Origin of the sequence: Halomonas sp. A40-4 (assembly GCF_015767635.1) — a bacterium.
Classification (GTDB): Bacteria; Pseudomonadota; Gammaproteobacteria; order Pseudomonadales; family Halomonadaceae; genus Vreelandella; species Vreelandella janggokensis.
Window position 1 is genome coordinate 3,507,628 of sequence record NZ_CP065230.1, and the last position, 11,571, is coordinate 3,519,198.

At 56.8% G+C, this 11,571-nt stretch carries 9 protein-coding genes; 7 read left to right on the top strand and 2 right to left on the bottom strand.

What is annotated here, in order from left to right:
* The first annotated feature begins 76 nt into the window (after nucleotides 1-76).
* The 5 genes from IT895_RS16385 to IT895_RS16405 are packed head-to-tail and all read left to right on the top strand — an operon-like array spanning nucleotide 77 to nucleotide 4,809.
* Nucleotides 77-937 carry a formate dehydrogenase accessory sulfurtransferase FdhD gene (locus IT895_RS16385; protein ID WP_085918941.1) on the top strand — a complete coding sequence of 287 codons (861 nt, stop codon included), beginning with the start codon at nucleotides 77-79 and terminating at the stop codon, nucleotides 935-937.
* Nucleotides 934-1,551 (top strand): molybdenum cofactor guanylyltransferase MobA, encoded by a 618-nt coding sequence (mobA, locus tag IT895_RS16390; RefSeq protein WP_085918940.1) that lies wholly within the window; start codon nucleotides 934-936, stop codon nucleotides 1,549-1,551. The genes IT895_RS16385 and mobA overlap by 4 nt, the downstream gene beginning before the upstream one ends.
* The gene (gene moeA, locus IT895_RS16395; protein ID WP_199284065.1) at nucleotides 1,548-2,795 is read left to right on the top strand and encodes a molybdopterin molybdotransferase MoeA; all 1,248 of its coding nucleotides are present in this window, start codon (nucleotides 1,548-1,550) and stop codon (nucleotides 2,793-2,795) included. The genes mobA and moeA overlap by 4 nt, the downstream gene beginning before the upstream one ends.
* The gene (gene moaA / locus IT895_RS16400; RefSeq protein ID WP_199284066.1) at nucleotides 2,792-3,784 is read left to right on the top strand and encodes a GTP 3',8-cyclase MoaA; all 993 of its coding nucleotides are present in this window, start codon (nucleotides 2,792-2,794) and stop codon (nucleotides 3,782-3,784) included. The genes moeA and moaA overlap by 4 nt, the downstream gene beginning before the upstream one ends.
* A complete protein-coding gene (locus IT895_RS16405) occupies nucleotides 3,784-4,809 on the top strand; it encodes a CobW family GTP-binding protein (RefSeq protein ID WP_199284067.1) in 1,026 nt (341 codons plus the stop codon). The genes moaA and IT895_RS16405 overlap by 1 nt, the downstream gene beginning before the upstream one ends.
* On the opposite strand, the gene IT895_RS16410 is transcribed toward IT895_RS16405, so the two are convergent.
* Nucleotides 4,798-7,491, bottom strand: coding sequence for a bifunctional diguanylate cyclase/phosphodiesterase (locus IT895_RS16410; RefSeq protein ID WP_199284068.1), 2,694 nt, complete (start codon nucleotides 7,489-7,491; stop codon nucleotides 4,798-4,800). The two genes, IT895_RS16405 and IT895_RS16410, sit on opposite strands and share 12 nt — an antisense overlap.
* A 160-nt stretch (nucleotides 7,492-7,651) precedes the next feature.
* Here IT895_RS16410 and IT895_RS16415 point away from each other — a divergent pair, with 160 nt between their 5' ends.
* Entirely contained in the window at nucleotides 7,652-8,575 is a 924-nt protein-coding gene (locus IT895_RS16415) for a LysR family transcriptional regulator (protein WP_199284069.1), read from the top strand.
* Between the two features lie 44 nt (nucleotides 8,576-8,619).
* Here the strand turns inward: IT895_RS16415 and IT895_RS16420 are convergent, their stop codons facing one another.
* Nucleotides 8,620-10,140, bottom strand: a complete 1,521-nt coding sequence (locus tag IT895_RS16420; RefSeq protein WP_085919778.1) for an NCS1 family nucleobase:cation symporter-1 — start codon at nucleotides 10,138-10,140, stop codon at nucleotides 8,620-8,622.
* Between the two features lie 537 nt (nucleotides 10,141-10,677).
* Here IT895_RS16420 and IT895_RS16425 point away from each other — a divergent pair.
* Nucleotides 10,678-11,544, top strand: coding sequence for a nitrilase-related carbon-nitrogen hydrolase (locus tag IT895_RS16425; RefSeq protein WP_085919777.1), 867 nt, complete (start codon nucleotides 10,678-10,680; stop codon nucleotides 11,542-11,544).
* The last annotated feature ends 27 nt before the right edge of the window (nucleotides 11,545-11,571 follow it).

Sequence of the window (11,571 nt, forward strand, 5' to 3'; positions counted from 1 at the left end):
GGTTCAGGTAGACAAGTAAGCCTTTCGAGCGCCATCATCGTCAACTCAAACGTTGTACGCACCATGAGGATCACGGATGCCCGCCCTGGAGCTAAGCCGAGCCCGCTTACCGGCCACCACCGAGATTGACGTGGTAGACGAATTTGGTGATACCCGTCGGCAGGCGATTGCCGCCGAGCGGGCCTTGACCGTTTATCTCAACAAGCGTGAGATTGTCACGCTGATGACGCTGGGTGACGACCCCGAAGCGCTGGTAGTCGGCTATCTACGTAATCAGGGGCTGCTGCGCGCCGCGGCTGACCTTTCGGTCGTTCAGGTGGACTGGGAGGTTGAAGCCGCTGTGGTCGTTACCGGCCACTTACCTGACGACCTTGAGGCTCGCCTCAGCACTCGCACCGTTACCACCGGTTGCGGGCAAGGAACGGTATTCGGCAAGCTCCTCGATCAGACTGACCTGACCGAGCTGCCTGACACGCGGCTGGCCCAGTCCACGCTTTACCAATTGCTGCAAAATCTCAATGCCTATAATGAAACCTACCGTAGCGCCGGGGCGGTGCACGGCTGCGCGCTATGCTGGCAAAGCGACGTGCTGGATTTCGTTGAAGATGTCGGCAGGCACAACGCCGTGGATACACTAGCAGGCCGCCAGTGGCTGCAACAGGCAGACAGCGCCGATGCGGATATTTTCTATACCACGGGGCGATTAACTTCAGAAATGGTGCTCAAGGTCGCCCAGATGGGTATCAGCGTCCTGGTATCCCGCTCCGGCGTGACCCAAAAAGGCGTCGAGTTGGCGAAACGCTTTGGCGTCATGCTGATTGCCCGCGCCAAAGGCAAGCACTTTCAAGCCATTAACGCTCAAGACCGCCTCACGCTGGATGCCATTCCCGCACGCCCGCCTCGCGCCCGTGCAGCCAAACAGGAGGCACGCCAATGATTTCCGCAAAGCAACTTACCGGCATGGTTCTCGCCGGCGGTGAAGGCCGCCGCATGGGCGGCCGCGATAAAGGCCTCGAACCCTTTGCTGGCCTGCCGTTGATTGCTCATGTCATTCAGCGTTTCGATGGCCGGGTAGCCGAACTGCTGATCAACGCCAACCGCAACAGCGACGCCTACGAGTTGTTCGCTGATCGTGTCATTGAAGACGCCGAGGGCGGTTTCAAGGGGCCGCTGATGGGTATCTACAGCGGCTTGCGCGCCGCTAAAACCCCCTGGCTGCTGGTGGCGCCCTGTGACTCCCCTGCGCTGCCCAACGACCTGGTGGCACGCATGGTGGCGGGCATCGGCGAGCATGATATTGCCGTTGCCTTTGACGGTGAACGCATGCACCCCGTGGTAGCCTTGATTCGCACCTCTCTGGCTGATGATCTGGCAACAACGCTGGCCGATGGGGAACGCAAGATCGACCGCTGGTATGCCCGCCATGCCTGGTGCAGGGTCGATATGTCAGACTGCGCGGAAGCCTTTGCCAACCTGAACACCGAAGAAGAGAAAATTCGCCTGGAAACAGCGCTTGGCAATGACGCCAGCGCGAAAAAGGCCATCACATGACGCTGTCCTGTTTCGAGCTCGGCGAGCAGATGCTCAGTGTGAGCGAGGCGCGAACGGCGCTTGCCACCCTGATCGAACGGCCCCTTGTCAGTGAGCGCGTCGCCCTAACGAATGCCCATGGTCGGCGCCTTGCAGAAGACATTACCGCCACGATTAACGTGCCGCAGAATACCAATGCGGCGATGGACGGTGTGGCCCTGGCCTGGGAGAACAATGCCCAAACCCAGTGGGCACTGGCAGGCGATGCCTTTGCCGGCCAGGCGTTTGCGGGCAACGTCGCTGCTGGGCAGTGTGTGCGCATTACGACCGGCGCACCGCTCCCGCCCGGCACCGATACTGTCATCATGCGCGAGCAGCTGGTCGAGCAGCACGACAGCGTCGTGATTGAAGCGCCTGAGCGTGTCAAACGTGGCCAGAACGTGCGCCAAGCGGGAGAGGACATCACGATCGGCGACGTCGCCCTTACCGCCGGTACTCGTTTAGACGCCGCCGCCCTGGGGCTGGTCGCCTCGTTGGGCTGGGCACAAGTACCCGTTTATCAGCGCCCCAGGGTGGCGATTTTCTCGACCGGCAATGAAGTCACAGCCCCAGGCAATACCTTGCCAAGCGATGGCATTTACGACGCCAACCGCTTTACCCTGACGGGGCTTCTCATTGAACATGGCGCTGAGGTCATTGACCTTGGCATCTTGCCGGATGACTTTACCGCACTGACGGATACCCTGGCAGACGCCGCGGCGAAAAGTGACCTGGTGATTTCCAGCGGCGGGGTTTCGGTCGGCCATGCCGATTTTACCCGTGACGCTCTCGAGCACCTTGGGCGCCTGACGTTCTGGCGGGTGGCCCTCCGCCCTGGGCGCCCCATGGCCTGCGGCTGGCTGGGCACGGCGCATACGCCTTTCGTCGGCCTGCCCGGCAATCCCGTGGCCGTCATGGTAACCTTCCTGCAGTTTGTGGTGCCGTTGCTGCAGCGGCTCCAGGGTCGGCCGGTGACGTCCCCGCGCCGCCTCCAGGCGGTTGCCGACGACGCCTTGAAAAGTCGCTTTCAACGGACAGACTTTATCCGTGGCATCTACCATAATGATAAAGAAGGACGGCTACACGTACGCAGCACCGGTGCCCAGGGGTCGGGCATTTTAACCTCAATGGTGGCCGCTAACTGTTTGATAGAGTTAGCCGATGACCAGGACGGCGTGCAACCAGGTGAGGTCGTCAGCATACAACCATTAACGGATTGGCTATGACCGAGCAACTGATCGACAACTTTGGCCGCCGCATCAACTATGTGCGTATATCGGTAACCGACCGCTGCGACTTCCGCTGCGTTTACTGCATGAGCGAGGAGATGACCTTTCTGCCCCGCGCGCAGGTTCTTACACTGGAAGAGCTGGCCATGGTCGCCCGCGCCTTTACCGAGCTCGGCGTCGAGAAAATTCGCCTCACCGGCGGCGAACCCCTGGTACGCCGTGACATCACCCAGTTGGTGGATGAAATCGGCTCGATGCCGGGACTCAACGACTTCACCATGACCACCAATGGTGCCAGCCTGCGCAAGCATGCCAAGCAGCTATACGCTGGCGGCATGCGGCGTCTAAACATCAGCCTGGATTCGCTGGACCCGGAACGCTTCAAACAGCTCACCCGCACCGGCGATCTGGATAAAGTCATCGACGGCATCCATGCCGCCAAGGAAGCCGGCTTCGAGCGCATCAAGCTCAACGCGGTCATCCTCAAGGGCCGCAACGAGGATGAAGTGCTCGACCTGGTCGACTTTGCCCGCCGCGAAGGGCTGGATATCAGCTTTATCGAGGAAATGCCGCTGGGCGATGTCTCCGACCACTCCCGCGCGGAAACCTTCTATTCAAGCGATGACGTCCAGGCGCTGATCGAAACCCGCTACCCGCTGATCGCCACCCCGGAAACCACGCCCGGCCCCTCGCGTTATTTCCGCATGGCCGACAGCAACAGCCGTATCGGCTTTATTTCGCCACACAGCCATAACTTCTGCGATACCTGCAACCGCGTTCGCGTGACCGTCGAAGGTCGCTTGCTGCTGTGCCTGGGCAACGAGCATTCGGTCGACTTGCGTGCGGTATTGCGTCGTCACCCGGGGGATATGCAGGCGCTCAAGGATGCCATCATCAATGCCTTGCCACTTAAACCCGAGCGTCATCATTTCACCACCGACGGTGATGTTCAGGTGGTGCGCTTCATGAACATGACCGGCGGCTAATGGTGTCAGCGTTATCCAATGTGCCGGTGCATATCATCACCGGCTTTCTGGGCAGTGGCAAAACATCGCTTATCCACAGCCTGGTCGAGCAAAAGCCTGTGGATGAAAAATGGGCGATTCTGGTCAACGAGTTTGGCCAGATCGGCATCGACCAGGCAATGTTTGAAGCGCGCGACGATGTGGTGGTTAAAGGCTTGCCGGGTGGTTGCCTGTGTTGCCAGTTGGCCTTCGTGATGCAGGCCGCTCTGGTCAATCTGTTGTCGCGTAGCCAACCTGACCGGGTGATCATCGAGCCTTCCGGCCTTGGTCATCCGGCAGGGTTGGTGGATCTGCTGCGTAGCGAGGCGTTTCAGGGTGTCGTAGACGTACGCGATATTGTGACGACGCTCGATCCACGTCGCCTGGATGAGCCACGCGTGGTCGACCACGAAACCTTCCGCGACCAGCTCGAGATCGCCGACGCTATTGCCTTGACCATGCGCGACCTAAGCACCGCCGAGCAACTCAGTGCGGCCCACGCCTTTGTTGCCGAGCGCTGGCCACCGCGCAAGTGGGTCCATGAGGCCGACCATGGTCGGCTGCCGCTGTCGCTTTTGCTGGAAAGCGACAGCGCTCAACGTAACGCGATTGAAACGCCTGAGGCCCATCAGCCACTACCTGTTCCCCCCAGTCTGGACGGCGGTTTTTTCGACGTCCCGCCTGCCCCCGGCACGCCGCAATGTGAAACCGGTGCCTCGCTGGGTTACGCAAGTATCGGCTTGCGCTGGCATCCGAGTGATTGCTTTGACCTGGACGGCCTGGCCGCCTATCTCAGTGAGCTTTCACGGGACGTGCGAGTCAAGGGCGTGTTTCACACCCAGGATGGCTGGCGACAGCTCAACCGAGCTGATGGCACGCTAAGCGTCACGCCATCCACCTGGCGTCAGGACTCACGTCTGGAGATCATTGCCCACGAGTCGTCCAGCCCACATATGCCCGATGCGGACACGCTAAAAGAGGCGCTCGCCGGCACCTTACAAAGCTAAATGCTCATGCCTAAGCCACATCTCAAGCACGTTCAGAGGCATTGCTTTTCCGTATAGGAAGCCTTGATAAGCTCGGCAACCATGGGCCAAAAGCCACGCCTGCTGGTCGTCTCTCTCGACGCCTTCGGCCACGATCTCCAGCGACAGACTTTGTGCCAGCGCAATGGTACTTTCCACGATGGCAGCATTCGCCTTACTGTCAATCACCTGCTGAACAAAGGATTGATCAATTTTTAACTGATCCAGAGGGAGGTGTGCCAGATAGGCCAGCGACGAGTAACCAGTACCATAGTCGTCCAGCGCAAAACGCACCCCCTGCTGTTTGAGTTGCAGCATTTTCTCACGGGCATCATCGCGCTCTTCCACAAATAGCGACTCCGTCACCTCCAGTTTAAGCTTGTGACTCGGCGCGCCTGTGCGCTGCAATATCGACTCCACCTTGTTAACAAAATCAACCTGCCGGAACTGCAGCGGGCTGACGTTGACCGCCACGCTCAATTCGGCAAACCCAGGCTGGTGGGCCCACTGCGCCAGCTGTTGACAGGCAGCCTCCAGCACCCAATCACCTACCGGGTTAATCAGCTCGGTCGATTCGAGGAGGGGAATGAACACGCCCGGCATGACCAAGCCGCGTTCAGGATGCTGCCAGCGCAGCAGGCCTTCGACCCCTATGCAGCGGCCGTCCTGATCAACTTGAGGCTGGAAATACAGCTGCCATTCTTCATTCGCCAACGCTTGGCGAAGTTCGTTTTCCAGGCGAACCCGCGCCAACAATTCGGCTTGCATGGTGGGGTCAAAAAAGCTCAACGCACAGCGACCGCTGCTTTTGGCCTGGAAAAGCGCCATGTCCGCCTGCTGCAAGTAATCATCGACTGTACTGGTATGATCACTTACCACGGTAATCCCGATACTTGCCGTGACGCTAAGACTGTCATCCCGGACCGTCATCGGCTGGCTGATCATATCCTGAAGTTTCTGCGCGATATTTTCGGCCAGTTCAGCGGTATGCTCCCGGCTTTTACCCAGGCCTTCGATCAGCACGGCAAATTCATCGCTTCCCAGCCGCGCCAGGGTGTCCGTTTCACGCAGCATTTGCCCCATTAAACGTGCAAGATGTTGAAGCAGTTGATCACCAACGTAGTGCCCCAGGGTATCGTTGATTTGCTTGAAGTTATCGATATCGATAAACAGCAAGGCCCCCCAGCGAGAATGACGATTCACGTCCTTTAAAGCTGCCTCCATGCGGTCCATGAACAGTCGCCGATTGGCAAGCCCGGTCAACGGGTCGTAAAACGCCAGTTGATGAATTTCCTGCTCTGCCGCTTTGCTCTCACTAATGTCGCTCATGGTGGCTACGTAATGCGTCAAGGTGCCTTGCGGGTCGTAAACGGCACTAATGGTCAGCCATTCGGGAAACACATCGCCATTCTTGCGGCGACTCCAGATTTCACCTTCCCAACTACCGGCTACCTGAACCCGCTGCCATAATTTGCGGTAGAAAGCGGCATCGTGTCGGCCTGAGTTCAACATCCGCGGGCTTTTACCCACCAGTTCGGCTTCGCTATAGCCGGTGATTCGCGTAAAGGTATTGTTGACCTTCAACACATGGCCGTTTGCATCGGCAATCAGCATGCCTAGATGGGTCTGGAACGCAGTGGCAGAGATTCGCAGCTCCGCTTCACTTTGATGTAACCGATGTTCAAAGCGCAGCCGGTTAAGGTAGTGACGCACACCCCAGGCGCCCAATATTGCGATCAACAGCATCACCCCAGCCAGAATCCCGGCACGTTGTCGCCAGTTGGCCAATTGAAGATGAACATCCTCGCCCACGACCACCAAAAGCGGCAGTTCTTCTATCCACTGCATCTGAAACAGCCGCTCGCGCTGATCCAGCGGTGAGGTCACACGTAACGACCACTTATCGACATCCCGTTCAAGCATCGCCAGGGTCTCGGGACTGTCCACCTGCCATCCAGCGGTGAAGGGATCCTCAAGACTAGGTAAACGGGCAATCAGCTTGAGTTCACCATCTACCAGCGCAATACTTTCGCCGTTGGACACGCCTAGACGCTGCAAGGCGCGTTCAAAAACCGCAGGGGAAATACGTGCGACCGCTATGCCGTCGAATTCACCGTTATCACGGGTCAAGCGGCGAGCTTGATAAAGATAGTAGCGCTCGTCAGGGGCGGTCGAATAAAGCGGCGTCACCAGCTCCGTGCGATCGTCCTGATCACGAAATTTTTGAAAAAACGAGCTGCTGCTTAGGTCGCGACCTATTGAGTCAGCGCTACGTGCGCTGGCCTGAACAATTCCTTCAGCATCGATAACACCAATATCATCGACCCAGTCGACAGAGCGTGTTCGGTTGCGTAATGCCTGTTGAATAGCAGAAGACTCTCCCTCGGTCGGCATGCCCTCCAGTTGCACCAACTCGGCAACGCTAAAAAGGGCCTGACCGCTTTGCGCAAAAACGCCTTTTGCCCATTCGACCACGACGTCGGCTCTGGCCGCATTGCGCGTCTCAAGCGTCTGGAGTTCCTGGCGATATTGTTCGTAGAGTATCCATGCAAAAATACTCAGGAGCAGCAACAGCGCTACCCCGTAAAGCGTTAAAGCTCCGCGGCGCTGTTGGCGATACTTTTTCGCCAAGTCGGATGTTAACGGGGCAACAGGTTGTGGCATTGCGCGGACGCCTTGTCATAAAGTGGCACTAAACAAACGGAACCGCCCTAACATAAGCTTAAACGTCGATGATATTGAAGAACTATTTTTGAAAAGTACATCGGCCTTTTTCAATTCCTCTATCATTAAATCAACTGATTACCCGCCATGAGAGCTTGATATGCCCGCGCTTGGTCAAATGAGCGACTATGAGATTCGCCTGATTCGTATTTTTCAAACAGTGGTGGAGTGCGGTGGCTTTACGGCGGCCGAGACCACGCTGGGCATAAGCCGGTCGGCAATCAGCCAGCACATGAACGATCTGGAAGGACGGCTAGGCTTTTCGCTGTGCCAGCGTGGGCGTGGCGGGTTCAGCCTAACCGAGGAGGGCAAAGAGATTTATCAGGCAGGCCTGACGCTGCTTTCCGCGCTTGAAACCTTCAAAAGCGATGTCAACGCGCTGCATCAAACCATCAAGGGGGAGCTGAATATTGGCATTACCGACAACCTGGTGACGCTACCCGCCATGCATGTCACCCATGCGCTGACCAGGCTCAGCGCCCCGGAACACGATGTGACACTGAACATACACATGGAGCCCTCGGATGCGGTGATTCGCGGCGTGATGGACGGCCACATGCACGTCGGCGTGGTGCCAGCGGTCAACCTGCCCACCAGCCTGAGTACTCAGCATCTCTACGACGAACCTTCCTATCTATACTGCTCGGTGGGACACCCGTTGTTCGATAAGGCCAGTGACCGCCTCACGTTGGACGAGCTTTCACAGCATCCCGCCATATCACCACGCTATCCGCTACCTGCTGAGGCACGCCAGGCCCACGATGACCTCAACCTGCGCGCCTCGGCGTCAGACCGTGAGGGCGCGGCGTTTTTGATTCTCACCGGGCGTTTTATGGGATTTCTTCCCGAACACGTCGCAGACCAGTGGGTCTCGGCGGGCAAAATGCGCGCCCTGAATACCACAAGTCAGCACTACCTTATTCCCTTTGTGCTTATTGCACGTCGCGATCGCCGCCCCAATCGTGTGGTTGACGCCTTTTTACACTTCATCAATACGCCACAAACACCAACACCCGGCATTTAGCCGGGTGTTGGTGAGATATGTTGGAGAAGCGCACGTCGCGCGAACTAAGGTAGTTGCTCGGCCGGCTCCTTGTCAGCCACCGGCGCCGGACCCACCGACGGTGCGGAGGAAAGCACCTGACTTGCGACATAATAAACGATCGCGCCAAGCGCCGAGCCGGTAAACCAGCCGTAGTCGTAGAACCAGTACATCGTACCGGTGGTCAGCGAGATTAGCGTTAGCGCAACGGGCACGCCAAAGGCGATAAAACCGGCAATGTTCACCGCAGGATAAACATGGCTGTCCATATACAGACTGGGCACATCCAAGCGCTGTTTTTTAATCAAAAAGTAATCCACGGCCATGATACCGGCAATCGGGCCAAGCAGGCTGGAATAACCCAGCAGCCAGTTGGAGTACATCTGTTCCAGCGATACCCCTGGCGGGATGATGCCCGCTTTTTGGAGCAGGTCATAGCCCATCAGCAACACACCCACCGCACCAGTCATCAGTACACCACGGGTCTGATTAATCATTTTGGGCGCAATATTCTGAAAATCATTGGTCGGCGAGACAATATTCGAGGCCGTGTTGGTAGAAATCGTGGCGATGATAATCAGCAGCATCGCCAGCACTACCCAGAACGGGCTATCGATATAGCCGATCAACCGCACCGGGTCGGCCACGGTTTGACCGACAAGCGTCTCTGAGGCAGCGGTCATCACCACACCCAGTGAGGCAAAGAAAAACATTGTCAACGGCAGGCCAATCACCTGCCCGACAATCTGATCTTTCTGACTTTTGGCAAAACGACTGAAATCGGGAATATTCAGCGACAGGGTCGCCCAAAAGCCTACCATGGCGGTTAACCCGGCAAAGAAGTAGCCATACACTGACGCCCCTTCGGGACGCGATGGCGGCTGAGCCAGCAGCTCGGTCATCGAGGTGTGCGGCCACGCCCACACCATCAAGCCAATACCCACCGCCAATAGCAACGGTGCGGCCAGGGTTTCCAGCCACTTGATCGACTCCGCACCGCGAATGACCACATAAAGATTCATGGCGCCAAACACGAAAAAGCCGATGACTTCACCAACGCCGCCCAGTGCCGCCCACGCGGGTATCAGTTCCGAGAGCAGCAAGTGAATGGCCAGCCCGCCGAACATGGTTTGAATACCAAACCACCCACACCCGACCAGGGCGCGCACCAGACACGGCACGTTGGATCCAAAAATCCCGAACGAAGAGCGCAGCACAACGGGAAAAGGAATCCCGAATTTAGTACCCGGAAAAGCGTTGAGCGTGAGTGGAATCAAGACAATCACGTTGGCCAGTAATATCGCGAACAACGCCTCCCCCACGCTCAAGCCAAAGTAGGCGGTCAACACACCCCCAAGTGTGTAGGTGGGTACACAAATCGCCATCCCCACCCAAAGCGCGGCGATATTCCACTTAGTCCAGGTTCGTTCACTCGCCTGGGTAGGCGCGATGTCCTTGTTGAAGCGCGAGCTATCGCGAACATCGTCCCCCACATCCAATTCAATCAGCCCTTCTCGGTCTACCATCTGAGAGGTTGTTTTCGTCATTGGTCTCTCCTCAGTGTCATCTGCTTCCCGGAAAACCCTCACGGTCTGAGGCTCCCAAGCAATAAGCATGCCGACCGCCCGGCACTATCGCTTAACTTATTGATGGAAAACTGTCTTCCGGGACAAGAATTTTATTGTTGTCTTCATCTTGCCGCCCTTTAGGACACTACATACCCGACGGATTCAAAAAGGCTAGATCAAAAAAAATATTTGCACCAATTTTCAACATTAAAATTATGCCTAAAGACCTAAAATAATAACTAAACACATGATTTAAAAGACATATAAAAAAACATCAAAGTAGTGCAATGACTCACCATATTAGGGAAAACGCAAATCAAAAAGAAGAATAGTAAATTAACTCAACGAGTTAAAAAGGCCATTAAAAAAATATTCAACTAACTTGCTAAAAATCACATCCTGACGATACTTTATTAAAAGCTGCCCTTACAGTCAGCTTTAGACTCCACTACCCACCGTCAGATCATTAATTAATCCTGATGCCGTGAGCTAACACTAATAACGGGAGAGACGCTAATGCAGAAGATGAAAATCGGCCTGATTCAAATGGGCCTGAAAACCAGCACCGACCTGGAACCCGCGGCCATCCGCGACGCCATGAACGAAGCCCATCTGCCGATGATCGAGAAAGCGGCAGAACAGGGCGTGCAGGTGCTCTGCTTTCAGGAAGTGTTCAACCAGCCCTATTTTTGCCCCAGTCAGGACGGCAAATGGTATGCCGCCGCCGAGCAGGTGCCGGAAGGCCCCACCTGCCAGATGATGCAGAAACTCGCCGCCAAGCACCGCATGGTGATCATCGTCCCGGTGTACGAAGAAACCGAGACCGGCGTTTACTACAACACCGCCGCGGTGTTCGATGCCGACGGCAGCTATCTGGGCAAGTACCACAAAACGCATATCCCCCAGATCGCAGGCTTTTGGGAGAAGTTTTTCTTCAAGCCGGGCAAATCCAACTGGCCGGTCTTCGATACCGCCTTTGGCAAGATTGGTGTGTATATCTGCTACGACCGCCACTTCCCCGAGGGTTGGCGGGCGCTCGCCCTCAACGGCGCCGAGGTGATCTTCAACCCTTCCGCTACTGTCGCCGGGCTTTCGCAGTACCTTTGGGAGCTTGAGCAACCCGCCTCGGCCGCGGCCAACGGCTGCTTTATTGCCGCCATCAACCGCGTTGGTACCGAAGCACCCTGGAATATCGGCAATTTCTATGGCTCCAGCTATATCGTTAACCCGCGCGGCAAGATCGAGGCCCAGGCCAGCGAAACAGAAGACGAACTGCTGGTGCACGAAATCGATTTGGACATGGTTCGCGAGGTACGCAACAACTGGCAGTTCTTCCGCGACCGCCGCCCGGAAACCTACACCCGCCTGACCGACGGCGAATAGCCCGGCCACCTGATAAGCAAAGGAGCG

Coding starts and splice junctions, on each gene's coding strand:
- IT895_RS16420 (WP_085919778.1), bottom strand. CDS start 10,140: ATGACGAAAACAACCTCTCAGATGGTAGACCGAGAAGGGCTGATTGAA.
- moaA (WP_199284066.1), top strand. CDS start 2,792: ATGACCGAGCAACTGATCGACAACTTTGGCCGCCGCATCAACTATGTG.
- mobA (WP_085918940.1), top strand. CDS start 934: ATGATTTCCGCAAAGCAACTTACCGGCATGGTTCTCGCCGGCGGTGAA.
- IT895_RS16405 (WP_199284067.1), top strand. CDS start 3,784: ATGGTGTCAGCGTTATCCAATGTGCCGGTGCATATCATCACCGGCTTT.
- IT895_RS16385 (WP_085918941.1), top strand. CDS start 77: ATGCCCGCCCTGGAGCTAAGCCGAGCCCGCTTACCGGCCACCACCGAG.
- IT895_RS16415 (WP_199284069.1), top strand. CDS start 7,652: ATGCCCGCGCTTGGTCAAATGAGCGACTATGAGATTCGCCTGATTCGT.
- IT895_RS16410 (WP_199284068.1), bottom strand. CDS start 7,491: ATGCCACAACCTGTTGCCCCGTTAACATCCGACTTGGCGAAAAAGTAT.
- IT895_RS16425 (WP_085919777.1), top strand. CDS start 10,678: ATGCAGAAGATGAAAATCGGCCTGATTCAAATGGGCCTGAAAACCAGC.
- moeA (WP_199284065.1), top strand. CDS start 1,548: ATGACGCTGTCCTGTTTCGAGCTCGGCGAGCAGATGCTCAGTGTGAGC.